Origin of the sequence: Kosakonia radicincitans DSM 16656, assembly GCF_000280495.2 — a bacterium.
Lineage (GTDB): Bacteria > Pseudomonadota > Gammaproteobacteria > Enterobacterales > Enterobacteriaceae > Kosakonia > Kosakonia radicincitans.
The window spans coordinates 303072-322496 of the sequence record NZ_CP018016.1 but is presented as its reverse complement, the minus strand read 5'-3'; the positions used below and the strand labels follow the sequence as shown (position 1 = coordinate 322496).

Sequence of the window (19425 nt, the reverse complement as noted above, 5' to 3'; positions counted from 1 at the left end):
GCGGGATGACAGTTATTTCGCCACAGAGGACGAACCATCGGCGTGCCATTGGAAGACGCCAAACTCAAATCCTTTCAGATCGCCTTTTTCATCCCAGTTCAGCGGCCCAATCACGGTTTTAGCCCCGTTGGCTTTTAAATCTTTGATAAGCGTCAGCGGATCGTCGCTGCCGGTACGCTCCAGCGCGGTCGCCAGCGATTGCACGGCAGCGTATGTGATCCACACATATGGCCCGCTCGCATCTTTCTTCTGCGCTTTCAGGGCATCGACGATGCTCTGGTTCGCCGGATCCTGGTCATAGCGCTTCGGCATCGTCACCAGCATGCCTTCCGCCGCATTGCCCGCGATGTTAGACAGAGAAGCGTTACCCACGCCTTCCGGCCCCATAAATTGGGTTTTCAGTCCGCTGGCGCGCGCCTGGCGCAGCATTTGTCCCATCTCCGGGTAATAACCACCGTAGTAGACAAAATCGATATTTTCTTTTTGCAGACGGGCGATAAGCGCGGAGAAATCTTTCTCCCCGGCGGTGATGCCATCAAAAAAGACAATGTTTGCGCCGCCAGCTTTCAGCCCTTCCTGCACGGAACGAGCAAGACCTTCTCCGTACTGCTGCTTATCGTGAATGATGGCGATACGCTGCGGTTTAACCGAATTCAGAATGTATTTCGCGGCGGTCGGCCCCTGCGAAGAGTCCAGCCCGGCGGTGCGCATAATGTGCTGATAGCCGCGCTGAGTCAGTTCCGGATTCGTCGCGCCTGGCGTGATCATCAGAATACCTTCGTCTTCGTAGATATCAGATGCAGGCTGCGTGGAGGAGGAGCAGAGATGGCCAATTACATATTTCACACCGTCGTTAACGATTTTGTTCGCTACGGCAACGGCTTGTTTCGGGTCACAGGCGTCGTCGTACTCAACAGCAACCAGTTTGTCGCCCTTGATTCCGCCTTTGGCGTTGATATCGTGGATAGCCTGGCGCGCGCCATTAAATTCCATGTCGCCCCACTGCGCAACAGGACCGGACATCGCCCCAACAACCGCCACTTTAATATCCTTCGCCACGGCCGCGTGAGACATCGCAAGTGCAACCATTCCCGCGATTAATGTCTTCGCGTTCCTTCTCATTGTTGTAAATCCCCATTCGTGATGTCGTGTAATAATTTTGTTTTTTTATGGTTAAAAAGCATTCTGTACTTTTAATGCACAACGCTATTTTTACCAGCGCCTTTAATGGTTTAGCGCAGTTTTTTGGCAAAAACCAGACTAAATCCTCTATTTTTCAGGCGATTAAGCACAGATAATATTCTGTATTTAATCGGAGATAAACAAAAAAAGTCCCATTGCCAGCATAAAATAATGGTACATAAAGCGGAATAAATCACTACCAATCAGGTTAAAATGCTGCCTGCTTTTCGATCTCTAATGTTTCACACTGGCTGAACGTCTGCGGCAAAATTATTCACCTGCCGAATGAAAAATAAAAAACTACCCCTCTCCGGCCGATGAAATTGATTACACTCACACTATCTTTTGCGTTTTGGACAAGCTGTACATGAAATTGACTATCATCCGACTGGTAACCTTTACCGAGCAGGATCATATTGATTTAGCGAAAGTCTGGCCGGAATACTCTCCTGCTTCCCTTGAAGTGGATGATGACCACCGCATTTATGCGGCCCGCTTTAACGATCGCCTGCTGGCTGCCGTGCGCGTCACCCTGCGCGGCACCGAAGGTGCGCTGGATTCGCTGCGCGTGCGCGATATCACTCGCCGTCGCGGCGTTGGGCAGTACCTCGTTGAAGAAGTGATTCGTGATAACCCCAGCATCACCAGTTGGTGGATTGCTGATATTGGTGTCGAAGATCGCAGTGTGATGGCGGCGTTCGCTCAGACGTTGGGCTTTACCGCGCAGGAAAATGGCTGGGAAAAACGATAAAAAATGCCGGGTAGCGTTTGCTTACCCGGCATAGAAAATAACGATCTTCTGACCAGGAATTTCGTGTCGCAGGAAGCCAGCAAGTTCGTTCATCCCCGGGAGCTTACTGAAGTAAGTGACCGGGGTGAGTGAATGCAGCCAACGAATCTGTGGCGCGAAAGGCGACGGTCAGTTCATAAAATTACTTAGCGTCAGTCGCCGTACCGTTCGCGTGCCAGGTAAACACACCAAACTCAAAGCCTTTCAGATCGCCCTTCTGATCCCATGACAGCGGCCCCATCACGGTATCAACAGTGTGCCCTTTCAGGTAAGTGGCAATCGCGTCCGGTTCCGCAGTCTGGTTCAGACCTGCCGCCAGAGACTGCACGGCTGCGTAGGTGGTCCACACGAATGCGCCGCTCGGATCCTGTTTCTTCGCTTTGATAGCATCAACAATCGGTTTGTTCGCCGGGATCTGATCGTAGTTCTTCGGCTTCGTCACCAGCATGCCTTCTGCTGAATCGCCCGCGATGTTAGACAGGGAGACGTTCGCTACGCCTTCCGGCCCCATAAACTGGGTTTTCAGGCCAGCTGCGCGTGACTGACGCAGGATCTGCCCCATTTCCGGGTGATAGCCGCCGTAGTAGACGAAATCGATGTTCTCTTTCTTCAGACGCGCCACCAGCGTGGAGAAATCTTTCTCACCAGCGGTGATACCGTCAAAGAACACCACGTTGGCGCCGCCTTTTTTCAGGCCGTCCTGCACCGCACGCGCCAGACCTTCACCATACTGCTGTTTATCGTGGATGACCGCGATGCGCTGCGGTTTCACTTTGTCCAGAATGTATTTCGCCGCGGTCGGGCCCTGATCGGAATCCAGGCCAGTCGTGCGCAGCGTCAGTTTGTAACCGCGCGCGGTCAGCTCCGGCGCTGTCGCCGCAGGCGTGATCATCAGAATACCTTCGTCTTCATAGATATCAGACGCAGGCTGAGTAGAAGAGGAGCACAGGTGACCGATAACATATTTGATGCCGTCGTTGACCACTTTGTTGGCTACTGCAACCGCTTGTTTTGGGTCACACGCATCGTCATATTTTACCGCTACCAGTTTGTCGCCTTTGATGCCGCCCTTCGCGTTGATGTCTGCGATAGCCTGCTCAGCGCCGGTAAATTCCTGGTCGCCATACTGCGCAACCGGACCGGACATCGCACCGACAACGGCAACTTTAATATCTTTGGCGAATGCCACGTTGCTCATTGCTAACGCAATACATCCTGCCAGTAACGCTTTGCCCTTCATTTTCATCCTGAGTTTCCCCATTGTTATGGTTATTGCATTTGTTGTGATGTTGTTGTGTGGCACATTATTTTGATTACCATCATAAGCAAAGAATATGATAGTAGTTATTAGCCATTCTGCCGGTGCCTTAGCAGCATACTCTGCTAAAACATACCCCATTTTTCAGAATATGGAATAACAATTTTGAAGGTTATGCGACAGAGTGATGACACGCTGTAAAAAAGCCGCCCATAAGGCGGCTGAATACTTAGCGGGTCAGCGACTGGTGGATAATATCCAGCGCTTTGCGGAACTGAACTTCCGGAATGGTTAACGGATAGAGGAAACGGATCACGTTGCCGTAGACACCGCAGCTCAGCAGCAGCACACCTGCAGCCAGCGCCTTGTCCTGTACCTGTTTGGTAAATTCAGGCGATGGCGCACCGGTACTGGGATCGTTAAATTCCACAGCCACCATCGAGCCCTGCGAGCGGATATCCGCGATGTACGAGCACTGCGCTTTTGCCTGCGTCAGCACTTCCACCAGATGTTTGCCCAGATGGTTAGCGCGTTCACAGAGGTTCTCTTCGTCAATCACATCCAGCACCGCGTGTGCTGCGGCCACCGCCAGCGGGTTACCAGCGTAAGTGCCGCCCAGCCCGCCAGGCGCAGGCGCATCCATCACCTCTGCACGCCCTGCCACCGCCGATAGCGGCAACCCGCCCGCCAGGCTTTTCGCCATGGTGATCAGATCCGGTTTAACATCGTAATACTCGGTCGCGAACAATTTGCCGGTACGGGCAAAGCCGCTCTGCACTTCATCAACAATCAAAAGAATGCCGTGGCTGTCGCACAGTTTGCGCAGCGCGTTCATGAAATCCGCTGGCGCCACGTTAAAGCCGCCTTCGCCCTGAACCGGCTCCAGCAGGATGGCCGCAACCTGATCCGGCGCGATATCCGCTTTAAAAATGCGTTCGAGACTTTTCAGCGCATCTTCGGTACTGACGCCATGCAGCGCATTCGGATATTGTGCGTGGTAAATCGAGCCGGGGAACGGACCAAACCCGATTTTGTACGGGGCAACCTTCCCGGTCAGCGCCATGGTCATAAACGTACGGCCATGAAAACCGCCGCCGAAGGTAATCACGCCAGGGCGTTTGGTGTAAGCGCGGGCAATTTTCACCGCGTTCTCCACCGCTTCCGCGCCGGTTGAGAAAAACGCCGTTTTCGCCGGGCCATCAACGGGCACGCGTTCGTTAATACGTTCCGCCAGCGAAACATAGCTTTCGTAAGGAACGATTTGGTAAGCGGTGTGCGTAAATGCCTGCAACTGCTTTTCCACCGCAGCCATTACTTTCGGGTGACGATGCCCGGTATTGAGCACCGCGATCCCGGCAGCGAAGTCGATGACTTCGTTGCCTTCGACATCCCATAATGTGGCATTTTCTGCTTTTTCCGCATAAAACCCGCACATCACTCCAATACCGCGCGGCGTCGCCTGTAAACGGCGCTGATGTAGTTCGTTATTCTTCACCTGATTACCCTCGTCTGTGTTCGTTGTTGCTGCGTCTGTTGTGAAAACATGACATAAGTGGTTCTATAATCGAGTACCAGTTTTGAATAATTGAGGGATCCAATTGCGCTCACTCGTCTCTGACTTGCTGCAGCTGCGTCTGGACGAGCAGCACGAAGGCAAGCTGCATAAGAAATTATATAACGCGATTCGCCTGTCGATACTCGACGGTAGCCTGCCGACACAAAGCCGACTGCCGCCGAGCCGCGATTTAGCCGCGCAACTGAATCTGTCGCGCAATACGGTGCTGACGGTGTATGAGCAGCTACTGGCCGAAGGGTATGTCGTTTCCCGTACCGGCAGCGGCACCTTTGTGGCCGGCACCGTCCCGGACAGCCTGCTTTCCGCGCCGCTGACGCCAGGTGAAAAACTCAGCGCCAGCCTGCCTTCACAGCTTTCCGCCCGCGGTCAGCATCTGCTGAGCCACAGCAATGCCAGCGCGCGCCAGTGGGGCGCGTTTCTGCCTGGCGTCCCGGATATCAACGCTTTCCCGCATGCGCTGTTGCGAAAAATACAGTCTCGCGTAAGTCGAAAACCGCAGGCAATACAGCTTTCTTATAGCAACGCTGGCGGCAGCATCGCGCTGCAGCAGGCTCTGGTGGAGTATTTGCGGGTCACGCGCTCGGTTCGCTGTAGCGCGGAGCAGATCCTGATTACGGAAGGCATTCATCAGGCCATCGATCTGGTATCGCGCATGCTGTGTAATCCTGGCGATCTGGCGTGGATTGAGGAGCCCGCCTACTGGGGAATTCGTAATGTGCTGGCAGTAAATGGCGTTAACTTGCAGGCCATCGAAGTTGACAGATCCGGGATGAATCCGCCGGAGCCGGGCGATGCGCCGCCGAAACTGATTTTCGTCACGCCCTCGCACCAGTATCCGCTGGGCTGCGTGATGAGTCTGGAACGCCGCCAGCGGCTATTAGCGCTGGCGCGGCAAACCGGGAGCTGGATTATTGAGGATGATTACGACAGCGAATTTCGCTTCTCGGGCCAGCCCATTCCCGCCCTGCAGGGGCTGGTGGACGATGCGCCGGTGATTTATACCGGTACGTTCAGTAAAACGCTCTACCCTGGGTTGCGGCTCGGTTATCTGGTGTTGCCGCGCCCGCTAATGCAGGCGCTTAAAACCGCGCATGCCGAGCTCTATCGCGGCGGACGTTTGCTGGATCAGGAAGCGCTGGCGCAGTTTATCCGCGAGGGGCATTACACGGCGCATATTCGCCGGATGCGATTGCTGTACGCACGGCGCCGAGCGCAGCTGGCGCAGCTTATCACTGATTATCTTGGCAAAGAGGCGCTTAGCGAGTTTAACGATAATGCCGGGCTGCATCTGGTGCTGTCGTTGCCTGCTGCCTGCGATGATGTCGCGCTGGCGCAAACGGCTAACGCGCGAGGCATTCTGGTACGGCCACTTTCACGTTATTACAGCGGCGACACGCCCGCGCGCGGCCTGTTGATGGGATTTGCGGCGATGGAGGAAGAAGAGATGGAGCCAGTGTTTGCCGAGCTTGCAGAACTGATACGCGAAGCGCCGGGAAGCAAAAACGCAGCGCGTTAAAAAGCAAAAAGCCGGGCGAGGCTTGCGCCGACCCGGCTTGTTCACTGCATACGCTTACGCTTCGATAGCGGCGCGCAGTTTTTTCATCGCGTTCTTTTCCAGCTGTCGTACACGTTCGGCGGAAACACCATAACGGTCAGCCAGCTCCTGCAGCGTAGACTTGTTCTCTTCGTCCAGCCAGCGGGCGCGGATGATCTGCTGGCTGCGTTCGTCCAGCCCTTTCATCGCGTCGGTCAGCTTGTTCGCAGCCTGTTCTTCCCAGTTGTCGTCTTCAATGCCATCGGCAAAGTTCGACGATTTATCCTGCAAATAGAGCACCGGAGCCATCGGCTGGCTGTCCTGGGCGTCATCGTCCGGGGACATATCAAACGTCATGTCCTGCGCCGCCATACGCGATTCCATTTCGCGCACGTCTTTGCTGGTCACGCCCAGTTCACGGGCCACCATTTCGACTTCGTCCTGGTTAAACCAACCCAGACGCTGTTTCGCTTTACGCAGATTAAAGAACAGTTTGCGCTGTGCTTTGGTAGTTGCCACTTTCACGATACGCCAGTTGCGCAGCACATACTCGTGGATCTCAGCTTTGATCCAGTGCACGGCGAAGGAAACCAGTCGCACACCCACTTCCGGGTTGAAGCGACGCACAGCTTTCATCAGGCCGATATTACCTTCCTGGATAAGATCCGCCTGCGGCAGACCATAGCCCGAGTAATTACGAGCAATATGAACAACAAAGCGCAGGTGAGACAGAATCAGCTTTTTCGCTGCTTCCAGATCGCCCTGGTAATGCAGCTTTTCAGCCAGCGCCCGCTCTTCATCAGCCGTCAACATCGGCCATGCGTTAGCGGCCCGGACGTAAGATTCCAGGTTACCAACAGGGGCTAAAGCTAAAGTTTGCATTTCTTTGGTCATTCAAATCCTCTCAATTTACTTTCCACTGGCGGCGGTCTGTCCCCATCAGGCAACAAACATGCCAGTCCTTATGAGCAACGAGATTAGCATTCACACTTTTATCAGACAGTGATTTTATCCACAAGTTCCATGTCGCCTTGTGTATAAATTACGCACAAATTGTGACATCTGGATGAAAAAGCCGGTGCAAGGAAAACATCAGAAAGGGGCGATACGCTTTCCCTGCTACGGGAATACTTCATTGCAGGGAAAGAGTATACCAGAGTTTTTTTAATCGGGAGTAAAGTGACGTAAATGTTGCACCGTCGCCAGCCAGGCGGCTATCCAGCCGATCATCGAACAGACCAGCAGCAGCAATAAGCACTCGTCAAAAGACAAGCCGCTTAGCTCGAACTGAGTGCCAAACACTTTCGCCACTTCGGTAACGGCCGAGGAGAGCCGCATCACCAGAATTTCCGACAGGATCAGCGATAAAAACGCGCCGGAGAAGCCGAGCAGCGCGCCGCCATACAGGAACGGACGCAGGATAAAACCGTCCGTTGCGCCGATCAATTTCTGCACGTTGATGGTGTCGCGGCGGGCAAAAATACTCAGCCGCACGCTGTTGCCGATAACCAGGAAGACGGCCGCAACCATCAGTAGGCCTATCATCGCCGACACGCGCCCGACCAGCCCGGTCAGCGACGCCAGACGCGCAAACCAGCTATCGTCCATACGCACTTCATCAATGCCCTGGAGATGAGAGATGCGATCGCGCAGCGTGTTCAGCGAATCCGTGCTCTGAAAATCCAGTTTAGGAACCACTACCGCCACGGCGGGCAGCGGGTTCTCTTCCAGCATATCCAGCGCACCGCCAAACCCGGACCAGTTGCGGAACTCGCCTAGCGCATCTTCGCGGGAAAGATAGTTCACCTTCTCCACGCCCTGTTCGGACTGGAGCTGGGCGACCACCTGCTGTGCGGCGTTATCATCCAGCGTTTTGTCGAAATAGACGGTGATCTGCGGCGACGGATAGTACTGCGACGCCGCCTGGTTGACGTTTTTGTAGACCATATAGCAAACGCTCGGCAGCGTCAGCGAGATGGCAATCACCATCACCGTCAGGAACGTCGCCAGCGGTTTGCTTTTCAGATCCTGTAACGCGCCGTGCCAGGCGTAGCGAACCTGCTCGTTAAAGACATTGGTTTTACGTGATGGCGGTTTGTTTGTCGCTTTGCCACGTCGTGGAGTATTGCGATTACCGTCGCCGGAGCCAGCGGCGGATTTACGGAAACGGTCAAGCCGGCTGCCAAACTGCCGGATATGATTTAATGCGTCGCGCTTATTCACCCGCCGGGCCTCCATGCAAATGGCCATCGCTCAGGGTCAGCATGCGATACGAACGCCGGGAAATCAGCCCCAGGTCGTGAGTCGCCATCAGTACCGTAACCCCAACGCGGTTAAACTCTTCGAACAGACGTAAAATCCCTTCCGACAACGCGTCGTCCAGGTTACCGGTCGGTTCATCTGCCAGCAGCACTGCCGGTTTATTCACTACCGCGCGGGCAATGCCGACGCGCTGCTGTTCACCGCCGGAAAGTTGAATCGGGAAGCTTTTCGCTTTATCAAGCAACCCGACCTTATCCAGCGCCGCCGACACACGACGACGAATGTCATCACCGCTCGCGCCAGCGATGATCAGCGGAATCGCCACGTTGTCATACACCGTGCGATCCATCAGCAAGTGGTGATCCTGAAAGATCATGCCGATCTGGCGACGTAAAAACGGCACTTCACGGTTCTTCAGACGGCTAATGTCGTGGCCGCTGAACAGGATTTTCCCGGTGCTTGGCCGCTCAATCCCGCAGATAAGCTTCAGCAGGGTACTTTTCCCCGCGCCGGAGTGCCCGGTCAGAAAGGCCATCTCGCCTGGTTGCAGGTGGAATGTCACCCCCTGCAACGCTTGTCTCCCACCGAGATAGGCTTTGCTGACATGTTCAAAGCGAATCATTGTTAATCCTCTCGGGCAAAAAGCGCCTCAATAAAATCGCCCGCGTTAAACGGACGCAGATCTTCGATACGTTCGCCGACACCAATGTAGCGGATCGGAATACCGAACTGATCCGCCACCGAGAAAATCACGCCGCCTTTGGCGGTGCCGTCGAGTTTGGTCAGCGTGATGCCGGTAAGACCAACAGCTTCGTGGAACAGTTTGGCCTGGCTTATCGCATTTTGCCCGGTGCTGGCATCAATCGTCAGCATCACTTCATGGGGAGCGTCTTCGTCCAGCTTTTTCATGACGCGGACAATTTTCTTCAGCTCTTCCATCAAATGCGATTTGTTCTGCAAACGCCCGGCGGTATCGGCAATCAACACATCAATATTGCGCGCTTTCGCCGCCTGAATGGCGTCAAAAATGACCGAAGCGGAATCCGCGCCGGTATGCTGGGCAATCACCGGAATATTGTTGCGCTGGCCCCAAACCTGCAACTGCTCAACCGCGGCCGCGCGGAAGGTGTCGCCCGCCGCCAGCATCACCGATTTGCCCTGCTGCTCGAACTGACGCGCCAGCTTACCGATGGTGGTGGTTTTACCCACGCCGTTAACGCCAACCATCAAAATCACAAACGGTGTTTTGCCTTCAATATTCAGCGGCTCATCAACCTTCGCGAGGATGTCGCTCATTTCCTCTTTCAGCAAACCATAAAGTGCTTCTGCATCGCGAAGCTGCTTACGGCTTGCGCCTTCCGTCAGGTTGGTGATGATTCTGCGCGTGGTCTCAACGCCAACATCCGCAATCAGTAGCTGCTCTTCCAGCTCTTCAAACAGATCATCATCGATTTTTTTACCGCGAAACAGACTGATAAATCCGGAACCCAGATTTTCTTTTGTTTTCAGCAAACTGCGTTTCAGACGCGCGAAGAAACCCTCTTTTGTCGGTTTCTCCTGCTCCTGCGCTGCGTCCTCTGGCGGCACAACCATCACCGCTTCTTCCGCGGCTTCAGCGGCCAGCGCCTGTGCGTCCAGCTCTTCATCGCTCAGCGGCGCATCTTCTTCCACCAGCGGTTCAGCTTCCGTCTGCCACTCTTCCGCGCCGATCTCCTGCTCTGCGACCTCTTCCGGCAGCGGCAGTTCTTCGTGTTCAACCTGAAGCGCCTGCTCTTCGACGACAGGCTCCGGCTGCGCCTCTTCGTGCGCCAGCTGTTCGCTGACCTCAACAACCTCTTCGGCAAATTTTTCGCTGTCGGCGGCAGGTTCAGTTGCCGGTGTCTCTTCGACCGGCTGCTCAGTTACCTGCTGTGATTCGGTTTGCGCCTCTTCGGCCTGTTCTTTCTGCCCAAAGCCGAGCCAGGAAAAAAAGCCACGTTTCTTCTCATTTGCCATTGGCGACTACACTCCCGCTGTTGATTCATGGCGCAGCCCGTCTTACATGACAGGGACTGAAAACATTTGTTAATTAGTCGGATAGTCTAACACTTTCCTCAACTCGCATCACGGCCTGAGGATTAGGGTTTAACGTCCTTCGTCAGACCGCTAGAATAGCAGGCCGAAATGATGAGCAAAGCGAAAACCATGAAGAAACCTAACCGTGCCGCCAGCGGCCAGATACGCATTATTGGCGGGCAGTGGCGGGGCCGCAAATTACCGGTTCCGGATAGCCCCGGCCTGCGCCCAACCACCGATCGCGTGCGGGAAACCTTATTCAACTGGCTGGCGCCATCCATGGTTGATGCGCACTGTCTTGATTGCTTTGCCGGAAGTGGCGCATTAGGGCTGGAAGCGCTCTCGCGCTACGCCGCCAGTGCGACCCTGCTGGAGATGGAGCGCAGCGTCGCACAGCAGTTACAGCAAAATCTGGCGACGCTGAAAGCCGTCAATGCCAAAGTGGTGAATACCAATACGCTGGCCTATTTAGCAGGCCAGGGCACTCCGTACACCATTGCCTTTATCGACCCGCCGTTTCGTAAGGGGATGCTGGAAGAGACCGTGCGCCTGCTGGAAAACAACGGCTGGCTCGCCGATGACGCATTAATTTATATCGAAAGTGAAGTCGAAAATGGCTTACCGCCGGTGCCAGCGCACTGGCTTCTGCACCGGGAGAAAGTCGCGGGCCAGGTCGCGTATCGTTTATATCACCGCGAAGCACCACAAGGAGAGAAGCATGCCGCTGCTGATTAATCTGGGACGCCTGCTGATGCTTTGCGTCTGGGCCTTTCTGCTCTGGAATCTGATCCAGCCGTTTCCGCGCCCGTTGAACATTTTCGTCAACGTCGCGCTGGTCTTTACCGTTTTCATGCATGCCTTACAGGCGACAATGCTGAAAACCGCGTTGCCGAAAGAGGGCCCGCAAATGAGCAAAGCTGAGCAGATCCGCATTTTCCTGTTTGGCGTGTTTGAGCTATTGATTTGGCAGAAAAAACTAAAAGCGAAGAAGTAACGTTATAGCCCGGAGGCATCTCGCTTACCGGGCTTGTTCAAAGCCGACAAAACGTGACCCTTTATAGCTCAGCACGCCTTTGTCGCCGACCGTCAATGCATGATATTGCTGCGCATCAACGCGAAAAACCATCTCCAGCCCGCCGCTTTGCGGTTTGAAACGCGCTTCATAACGCATGGCGCTGCCCGCCGGGATCTCCTGCTGCTGGCGCGTACGGCGATCATTGAGCGGTTTTTCCCGCTTACTGCTCACCACCACGTTTTTTTGCTGTAGCGGAGCCGCATCGTTATCCGCCTTTTCCCGCCGCTGTTGAACATAGCGAAAAGAAGCGAGTACGACGATCAAGCCAATGACAAGAATGAAAAAAAGCGGTGGTTTACTCATGACGGCGCCCTGTCAGAAAAAGCGGAATTGAGCTTATCGCGGGTGAAATAGCATTGTCATCCTCCTTTTTCCGCCACTACACTGAACAGGAGAGATTTACGCAACAATAACAGATACAGGGACTTAATTATGCTGTGGTCATTTATCGCTGTCTGTTTGTCCGGCTGGTTGTATGTCGATGCGTCTTATCGCGGCCCGACCTGGCAGCGCTGGGTTTTTAAACCCGTCACCCTACTGCTCCTGCTGTTGCTGGCCAGGCAAGCGCCAATGTTCGACGCCATCAGTTATCTGGTGCTGGCTGGCCTCTGCGCTTCGCTGGTGGGTGATGCGCTAACCTTGCTGCCGCGACAAAAAATGCTCTACGCCATCGGCGCTTTTTTCCTCGCCCATCTGCTTTACACCATTTACTTCGCCAGCCAGATGACACTCTCCTTTTTCTGGCCGTTGCCGGTGGTGCTGCTGGTTATTGGCGCGTTGCTGTTGGCGGTGATCTGGACGCGCCTCGAAGAGCTGCGCATGGCCGTATGTGCCTTTATCGCCATGACGCTGGTGATGGTCTGGCTGGCAGGCGAACTGTGGTTCTTCCGCCCTACCAGCCCCGCGCTGTCGGCGTTTGTCGGTGCGGCGTTGCTGCTGCTCGGCAATATTGTCTGGCTGGGGAGCCACTACCGTAAACGCTTCCGTGCCGATAATGCCATCGCTTCGGCCTGCTACTTCGCCGGACATTTTCTGATCGTCCGTTCGCTGTATATTTAAAAGGCTTGACTCTGGAGTCGACTCCAGAGTGTATCCTCCGGTTAATGAGAAAATTATCATTCACCGGAGGATGCTATGCCGACCCCCACCTCGCCCGCCGGCACGAAAAAAGCCCCACAGTTTGCGGCAATAAAACTGCGCCCGTTGCCGGAGAAACCGCAATCCTGCTGCGCTGATGGTGCCTGCGAAAGCAAGGCGCAACCGGCGCTGAGCGCGGAAGGCGAACGCTATAGCTGGCTGGTTTCTGGTATGGACTGCGCCGCCTGCGCCCGCAAAGTGGAAAATGCTGTCCGCCAGGTTGAAGGCATTGGCCAGGTTCAGGTGACTTTTGCGACAGAAAAACTGATCGTTGTGGCCAACGGCGATGTGCGCGAACGCGTCGAGCAGGCAGTTCAGCAGGCTGGCTACCAGTTGCGCAGCGAGAACAACACGCCCGAGCCAGCACCTTCACGGCTGCGGGAAAACCTGCCGCTGATTGTCCTGATGGTAATGATGGCGCTCAGTTGGGCGCTGGAGCAGTTCAACCATCCTCTGGGCCAGGCTGCTTTTATCGCCACCACGCTGGTCGGCCTGTGGCCGATTGCCCGCCAGGCGCTGCGCTTAATCAAAAGTGGTAGCTGGTTTGCTATCGAAACGTTAATGAGCGTGGCGGCGATTGGCGCCCTGTTTATTGGCGCAACGGCGGAAGCAGCGATGGTATTGCTGCTGTTTCTGATTGGCGAACGCCTTGAAGGCTGGGCTGCCAGCCGCGCACGCCGCGGCGTAAGCGCACTGATGGCGCTGAAACCGGATACCGCCATCCGCTTGCGTAACGGTGAGCGCCAGACGGTCGCCGCCAGCGAGTTACAGCCAGGCGACACCATTGAAGTTCCGGCGGGTGGGCGTTTACCCGCCGACGGCAAGCTGGTGTCGGCATTTGCCAGTTTTGATGAAAGTGCCCTGACCGGCGAATCGGTGCCGGTGGAACGCACTTGCGGCGAATCAGTACCGGCCGGTGCCACCAGCATCGATCGGCTGGTGACGCTGGAAGTGGTATCGAAGCCCGGCGAAAACGCTATCGACCGTATCCTCAAGCTGATTGAAGAGGCCGAAGAGCGTCGCGCGCCAATTGAGCGCTTTATCGATCGCTTTAGCCGCATCTATACACCGGCGATTATGGCAGTAGCGCTGCTGGTCGCGGTTGTGCCGCCGCTGCTGTTCGCTGCGCCGTGGTTACCGTGGATCTACAAAGGGCTGGCATTGCTGTTGATCGGTTGCCCGTGCGCGCTGGTGATCTCTACGCCAGCCGCGATTACTTCCGGGCTGGCAGTAGCTGCACGGCGTGGCGCGTTAATCAAAGGTGGCGCGGCGCTGGAGCAACTTGGTCGCATCCGCCAGGTCGCATTTGATAAAACCGGCACGCTGACCATTGGCAAACCGCAGGTTGTCGCGGTCACGCCGCTGGCAGGGATCGACGAAGCGGAACTGCTGGCGCTCAGCGCCGCCGTTGAACAGGGTTCCACTCACCCGTTGGCGCAGGCTGTTGTACAGGAAGCACAGCGCCGCCAGTTGCCGATTCCGACGGCGCAAGCGCAGAGAACACTGGCCGGAAAAGGGATCGAAGCACAGATTGACGGGCAATATATTCGCATCAGCGCACCGGATAAACTGCCGCAAGATACGCTGGGGAACCTGTTAGCACACATTCATCAGCAGGAGAGCCTCGGCCAGACGGTGATTGTGGTTGAGCGCGATGGCGAAGCGATTGGCACGCTGGCGTTGCAGGATACGCTGCGTGATGACGCCAAAGAAGCGGTTGCCGCGCTGCATGCGCTGGGCGTTCAGGGGGTGATCCTGACCGGAGATAACCCGCGCGCGGCGGCAGCGATCGCCGGGGAGCTGGGGCTGGATTTCCGCGCCGGTCTGTTGCCGGAAGATAAAGTGCAGGCGGTACAGGCGCTGAATCAGCGTTCACCGCTGGCGATGGTAGGCGATGGCATCAACGATGCGCCCGCCATGAAAGCCTCAACCATTGGGATTGCGATGGGTAGCGGCACCGATGTGGCGCTGGAAACGGCGGACGCGGCCTTAACGCATAACCGTCTGATCGGCATTGGGCAGATGATCCGCCTGGCGCGTGCGACGCACAGCAATATTCGCCAGAACATCGCCATGGCGCTGGGTTTGAAAGCTATCTTTCTGCTGACGACGCTGCTGGGAATGACCGGGCTGTGGCTGGCAGTGCTGGCGGATACCGGCGCAACGGTGCTGGTGACAGCCAATGCGTTGCGCCTGTTACGCAGCAAAGATTAGTGGCTTTTACGCACCACGTACCGATACGGCAGTGATTCGGTTTGCCCGGCAACCAGCTCGTGCTCCATAAAACGACAAAAGCCGGGAATATCGCGGGTGGTTGCCGGATCGTCGGCGATAATCAGCAATGTTTCGCCAACCTGCATATTGCGCACGGTTTTGCGCACCATCATTACCGGCTCCGGGCAACGTAAACCCTGCGCATCCAGCGTATGGTCAGCAGTGGAAAAGAAATCGGTCATCTTCATCTCGCAAGGGAAAAAACCGCATTAGTTTACGCTGCCTTTTTTGTGACGCAAGCAAGGTTAACGATTGCGTTAAAATTAACCATTGCATCCGGCAATAGTTGCAGTATCATGCGGCGGCTCTGCGTGGCAGAGCACAAAAAAGTACTGGGTTCCCTCACCCCATTTACCAAAAAGGTCACAATATGACGCAATTTTCATCCTCACAGCGCATGAAAGCGCTGGTCTGGCTTTCGCTTTTTCATCTGCTGGTGATTATCTCCAGTAACTATCTGGTGCAGCTGCCGGTCGCCATTTTTGGTTTCCAGACCACCTGGGGCGCATTCAGTTTCCCGTTTATTTTCCTCGCGACAGATTTAACCGTGCGCATTTTCGGCGCGCCGCTGGCAAGACGCATTATTTTCGCCGTGATGGTGCCTGCGCTGCTGGCCTCTTACGTGATCTCTTCGCTGTTCTATATGGGAAGCTGGCAGGGTTTTGGCGCACTCGCGCATTTCAACCTGTTTGTCGCCCGTATCGCCAGCGCCAGCTTTATGGCCTATGCGCTGGGGCAAATTCTCGACGTGCATGTGTTTAACCGCCTGCGTCAGAATCGCCGCTGGTGGCTTGCGCCTGCAGCCTCCACCGTATTCGGTAACGCCAGCGACACCGTTGCGTTCTTCTTTATTGCTTTCTGGCGCAGTCCGGATGCGTTTATGGCGCAGCACTGGACGGAAATCGCGCTGGTGGATTACAGCTTTAAAGTACTTATCAGCATCGCCTTCTTCCTGCCGATGTACGGTGTGTTATTGAATATGTTACTGAAAAGGCTGGCAGACAAATCTGAAATTAACGCGTTGCAGGCCAGTTAAGAGTACCGCTAAGCAGATGTGATAAGATGGAGCGCTGAGCCGTTATGGCTGTTTATTGAAAGGAAGAAGTCAATGCGCAATCTGGTTAAATATGTCGGTATTGGCCTGCTGGTCGTCGGGCTGGCTGCCTGTGATAACAGCGACAGCAAGAAGCCGGTTCAGGCCGCTTCAGCTGAAAGCAATGCAACAGGCCAGCCGGTAACGCTGCTTGACGGCAAGCTCAGCTTTTCGCTGCCGGCGGATATGACCGATCAGAGCGGCAAGCTGGGCACCCAGTCTAATAATATGCACGTTTACTCCGACGCCACCGGCCAGAAAGCGGTGATCGTTATCGTTGGCGACAATACGCAGGAAGATTTAGCGGCGCTGGCGAAACGTCTGGAAGATCAACAACGTGTCCGCGACCCGCAGTTGCAGGTTGTGACCAATAAAGCGATTGAGATCAAAGGCCAGACGCTGCAACAACTCGACAGCATTATCTCGGCCAAAGGTCAGACAGCCTGGTCTTCCGTGGTGCTGGGGAAAGTCGACAATAAACTGCTGACCTTGCAGGTCACGCTGCCGGCAGATAACCAGCAGCAGGCGCAAACCGCCGCAGAAAACATCATCAATACCATCGTGGTGAAATAATCACGCTGCGAGTGGTAAAAAGGGAACCTGCGGGTTCCCTTTTTTATTGCCGAATGGCACTGTCGGCCCGATAAACAGAGCGCTAGAGAGCAATCATCCCACCGACACCGGCTTTTGTTTTAATCGCCAGGCTAACAACAAGGCGATTGCCACCAGCCCTGCCGCCGCCAGATAAATCGACGACACGCCCGCCCATGCCATCAGCAACCCTGCCAGCGGACCGGTAATACCCAGCGATAAATCCATAAACACCGTATAGGTCGCCAGCGCGGAACCCTGGTTATTCTGCGGCACCGCTTTCACGGCTACGACGCCCAGCGCCGGGAACACCAGCGAGAAACCGGCGCCGGCAAGAAACACACCGAGTTTTGCCATCCACGGATCTACCGCCAGCCCCACCAGTACCAGACCGAGCGTTTCGACCACAAAACAGATCATCGATACATTCAGGCCGCCAAAACGGTTGATGCCATTCGGTATCAGCAAACGGGTGCCAACAAACGCACAGCTGAACAGCGTCAAGGCAAATGCCGCGCCGTCCCAGCCTTTGGCCGCGTAATAGAGCGTGATGAAGGTCGCTATCACGCCAAACCCTGCCGAGCCCAGCGCCAGTGCCATGCCGTACGGCAAGACGCGCCCCAGCACTGCGCGAAACGGCAGTGGTTTGCCTTTACTGGCCTTCACACTCGCCCGCGGTAATGCCAGCACAATCGCCAGCAACGCAATGCCCATAATGGCTAAAGACAAACCCTGTAACCCACCATAGCGGTAACAGAGTACGCCGAGCGGCGCACCCACCGCCATTGCGCCGTAGCTGGCAATGCCATTCCACGAGATCACGCGACCAATATGAATGGAACCGACAACGCCCACGCCCCACAGCGTCGCGCCGGTCCCGGCAAAGCTCTGGCCGATACCCAAAATCACACGCCCGAGGCCCAACAACACCAGGCTTAATATGCCAGGGCTGCTGCCCATTGCCGCCAGCAAGTAACTGAGACCGCTAAGAAAGGCACCGCACAGACCAAAGATAACGACCTTTTTCGGCCCCAATAAATCGGCATAGCGCCCGGCATGCGGTCGGCTGAGCAGCGTGGCGAAATATTGCAGGCTAATCACTAACCCGGCCCAGAAGGCGCTATAACCCATCACATCATGGACATAGCCAGGCAGCACCGCCAGCGGCAGTCCAATGGTGAGATAACTGGCAAAGTTAAAAATAACGACGGACAAAATCCGCAGATTGAGGCGCAATCCGCTAAGCGCCGGTTCAGCGGCATTTTCAGGCATGAAGTTTGACCCAGAGATTCACAACAGTGTTTCACTATTATCACGTCAGGGCGCAGAAATCAGCACCCACTTTAAGAATATCTCTGTCGGGCGAAGACGTTACGGGGCACTACACTTAACGGGCGTGATGACAAAAGGAATGCCGAATGACACAACCTCAACCGGACCAGGCAGGTCTTCATATTCTGTTAAAACTGGCAGCACTGGTGGTGATCCTCGCCGGGATCCACGCCGCCGCTGACATTATTGTGCAACTGCTGCTGGCGCTCTTTTTCGCCATCGTCCTTAACCCACTGGTGAGCTGGTTTATTCGCCGCGGCCTGAAACGCCCGGTCGCCATTGCAATTGTGGTGCTGGTGATGCTGATTTTCCTCACCGCACTGCTCGCGGTGCTTGCCGCATCGGTGAATGACTTTATGACCCTGCTGCCGAAATACAATCGCGAATTCACGCGCAAATTTCTCCAGTTGCAAGATGCTATGCCCTTCCTCCGGCTGCATATGTCGCCAGAGCGCATACTGCAACGCATGGACTCCGAGCGGTTAATGACTTTCGCAACGTCCATGGCGACTCAGCTATCGAACGCGATGGCCAGCATTGTGCTACTGGTGATGACCGTGGTGTTTATGCTGTTTGAAGTACGCCACGTTCCCTACAAAATGCGTTTTGCCCTTACCAACCCGCAGGTGCATATTGCCGGGCTGCACCGTGCGTTAAAAGGCGTCTCTCACTATCTGGCGCTGAAAACGCTGCTCAGCGTCTGGACCGGCCTGATTGTCTGGCTGGGGCTGGTTTTGCTGGATATTCAATTTGCGTTAATGTGGGGCGTACTGGCTTTTCTGCTCAACTATGTACCGAATATCGGCTCGGTGCTCTCCGCAATCCCACCGATGATTCAGGCGTTGCTGTTCAATGGCGCCTACGAATGTTTGCTGGTTGGCGCGCTGTTCCTGGTGGTACATATGGTGATTGGCAACATTCTTGAACCGCGCATGATGGGCCACCGTCTCGGGATGTCCACGCTGGTGGTGTTCCTGTCATTGTTGATTTGGGGATGGCTGCTCGGACCGATCGGTATGCTCCTGTCAGTACCGCTGACCAGTGTCTGTAAGATCTGGATGGAAACCACCACCGGTGGCAGCAAACTGGCGATTTTGCTGGGGCCAGGCAGACCGAAAAGCCGCCTGCCCGGGTAAAATGCCTACCAACGGGGAATTTTTATATCTGTAGTCTCAGTTGTTAATCTTGATAAAATAAAAGCGCCCATATTCTTATGGGCGCTTTTATTTTTAAATCCCGCATCAGATAAATCGCAAAATTTACCTT

Annotated in this window: 19 protein-coding genes; 9 read left to right on the top strand and 10 right to left on the bottom strand. The window is 55.2% G+C overall.

What is annotated here, in order from left to right:
* Positions 1 to 12 precede the first annotated feature (12 nt).
* Positions 13 to 1122, bottom strand: a complete 1110-nt coding sequence (gene livK, locus Y71_RS01500) for a high-affinity branched-chain amino acid ABC transporter substrate-binding protein LivK (protein ID WP_007369700.1) — start codon at positions 1120 to 1122, stop codon at positions 13 to 15.
* 427 nt (positions 1123 to 1549) lie between these two features.
* Between livK and panM the strand changes: the two genes are divergently transcribed.
* Positions 1550 to 1933, top strand: coding sequence for an aspartate 1-decarboxylase autocleavage activator PanM (gene panM, locus Y71_RS01495; protein ID WP_007369698.1), 384 nt, complete (start codon positions 1550 to 1552; stop codon positions 1931 to 1933).
* A 181-nt stretch (positions 1934 to 2114) separates the two neighbouring features.
* Here the strand turns inward: panM and Y71_RS01490 are convergent, their stop codons facing one another.
* Together Y71_RS01490 and Y71_RS01485 are read right to left on the bottom strand one after the other, a co-directional pair.
* On the bottom strand, positions 2115 to 3218 hold the full coding sequence (locus Y71_RS01490; RefSeq protein ID WP_007369697.1) for a branched-chain amino acid ABC transporter substrate-binding protein: 1104 nt from the start codon (positions 3216 to 3218) through the stop codon (positions 2115 to 2117).
* Between the two features lie 241 nt (positions 3219 to 3459).
* The gene (locus tag Y71_RS01485) at positions 3460 to 4725 is read right to left on the bottom strand and encodes a 4-aminobutyrate--2-oxoglutarate transaminase (RefSeq protein WP_007369696.1); all 1266 of its coding nucleotides are present in this window, start codon (positions 4723 to 4725) and stop codon (positions 3460 to 3462) included.
* 103 nt (positions 4726 to 4828) lie between these two features.
* Here Y71_RS01485 and pdxR point away from each other — a divergent pair, with 103 nt between their 5' ends.
* Entirely contained in the window at positions 4829 to 6322 is a 1494-nt protein-coding gene (gene pdxR, locus Y71_RS01480) for a MocR-like pyridoxine biosynthesis transcription factor PdxR (protein ID WP_007369695.1), read from the top strand.
* 54 nt (positions 6323 to 6376) lie between these two features.
* Here the strand turns inward: pdxR and rpoH are convergent, their stop codons facing one another.
* The 4 genes from rpoH to ftsY form a co-directional block, all read right to left on the bottom strand.
* The gene (gene rpoH, locus Y71_RS01475; RefSeq protein ID WP_007369694.1) at positions 6377 to 7234 is read right to left on the bottom strand and encodes an RNA polymerase sigma factor RpoH; all 858 of its coding nucleotides are present in this window, start codon (positions 7232 to 7234) and stop codon (positions 6377 to 6379) included.
* Between the two features lie 270 nt (positions 7235 to 7504).
* Positions 7505 to 8563, bottom strand: coding sequence for a permease-like cell division protein FtsX (ftsX, locus tag Y71_RS01470; protein WP_007369692.1), 1059 nt, complete (start codon positions 8561 to 8563; stop codon positions 7505 to 7507).
* Positions 8556 to 9224 carry a cell division ATP-binding protein FtsE gene (gene ftsE, locus Y71_RS01465; protein ID WP_007369691.1) on the bottom strand — a complete coding sequence of 223 codons (669 nt, stop codon included), beginning with the start codon at positions 9222 to 9224 and terminating at the stop codon, positions 8556 to 8558. The genes ftsX and ftsE overlap by 8 nt, the downstream gene beginning before the upstream one ends.
* A gap of 2 nt (positions 9225 to 9226) precedes the next feature.
* On the bottom strand, positions 9227 to 10597 hold the full coding sequence (gene ftsY / locus Y71_RS01460; protein ID WP_007369690.1) for a signal recognition particle-docking protein FtsY: 1371 nt from the start codon (positions 10595 to 10597) through the stop codon (positions 9227 to 9229).
* 189 nt (positions 10598 to 10786) lie between these two features.
* Here ftsY and rsmD point away from each other — a divergent pair, with 189 nt between their 5' ends.
* Positions 10787 to 11392 carry a 16S rRNA (guanine(966)-N(2))-methyltransferase gene (gene rsmD / locus Y71_RS01455; RefSeq protein ID WP_007369689.1) on the top strand — a complete coding sequence of 202 codons (606 nt, stop codon included), beginning with the start codon at positions 10787 to 10789 and terminating at the stop codon, positions 11390 to 11392.
* Positions 11382 to 11651: a DUF1145 family protein gene (locus Y71_RS01450; RefSeq protein WP_172825198.1), complete on the top strand. Its 270-nt coding sequence runs from the start codon at positions 11382 to 11384 to the stop codon at positions 11649 to 11651. Before rsmD ends, Y71_RS01450 begins: the two co-directional genes overlap by 11 nt.
* Positions 11652 to 11675: 24 nt before the next feature.
* Here the strand turns inward: Y71_RS01450 and Y71_RS01445 are convergent, their stop codons facing one another.
* Positions 11676 to 12035: a DUF2500 domain-containing protein gene (locus Y71_RS01445; RefSeq protein WP_007369687.1), complete on the bottom strand. Its 360-nt coding sequence runs from the start codon at positions 12033 to 12035 to the stop codon at positions 11676 to 11678.
* Between the two features lie 129 nt (positions 12036 to 12164).
* On the opposite strand from Y71_RS01445, the gene Y71_RS01440 reads away from it, so the two are divergent.
* Positions 12165 to 12791 (top strand): lysoplasmalogenase, encoded by a 627-nt coding sequence (locus Y71_RS01440; protein ID WP_007369686.1) that lies wholly within the window; start codon positions 12165 to 12167, stop codon positions 12789 to 12791.
* 75 nt (positions 12792 to 12866) lie between these two features.
* The gene (gene zntA / locus Y71_RS01435) at positions 12867 to 15083 is read left to right on the top strand and encodes a Zn(II)/Cd(II)/Pb(II) translocating P-type ATPase ZntA (protein ID WP_035941990.1); all 2217 of its coding nucleotides are present in this window, start codon (positions 12867 to 12869) and stop codon (positions 15081 to 15083) included.
* Here zntA and tusA read toward each other — a convergent pair.
* Entirely contained in the window at positions 15080 to 15325 is a 246-nt protein-coding gene (tusA, locus tag Y71_RS01430) for a sulfurtransferase TusA (protein WP_007369684.1), read from the bottom strand. The two genes, zntA and tusA, sit on opposite strands and share 4 nt — an antisense overlap.
* 188 nt (positions 15326 to 15513) lie before the next feature.
* On the opposite strand from tusA, the gene Y71_RS01425 reads away from it, so the two are divergent.
* Positions 15514 to 16179: a 7-cyano-7-deazaguanine/7-aminomethyl-7-deazaguanine transporter gene (locus Y71_RS01425; RefSeq protein WP_007369683.1), complete on the top strand. Its 666-nt coding sequence runs from the start codon at positions 15514 to 15516 to the stop codon at positions 16177 to 16179.
* 72 nt (positions 16180 to 16251) lie between these two features.
* Complete coding sequence (locus Y71_RS01420; protein ID WP_007369682.1) at positions 16252 to 16809, top strand: DcrB family lipoprotein; 558 nt, start codon at positions 16252 to 16254, stop codon at positions 16807 to 16809.
* A 93-nt stretch (positions 16810 to 16902) separates the two neighbouring features.
* On the opposite strand, the gene Y71_RS01415 is transcribed toward Y71_RS01420, so the two are convergent.
* On the bottom strand, positions 16903 to 18099 hold the full coding sequence (locus tag Y71_RS01415) for an MFS transporter (RefSeq protein ID WP_007369681.1): 1197 nt from the start codon (positions 18097 to 18099) through the stop codon (positions 16903 to 16905).
* A gap of 146 nt (positions 18100 to 18245) precedes the next feature.
* Between Y71_RS01415 and Y71_RS01410 the strand changes: the two genes are divergently transcribed.
* On the top strand, positions 18246 to 19295 hold the full coding sequence (locus Y71_RS01410) for an AI-2E family transporter (protein WP_007369680.1): 1050 nt from the start codon (positions 18246 to 18248) through the stop codon (positions 19293 to 19295).
* Positions 19296 to 19425 lie beyond the last annotated feature (130 nt).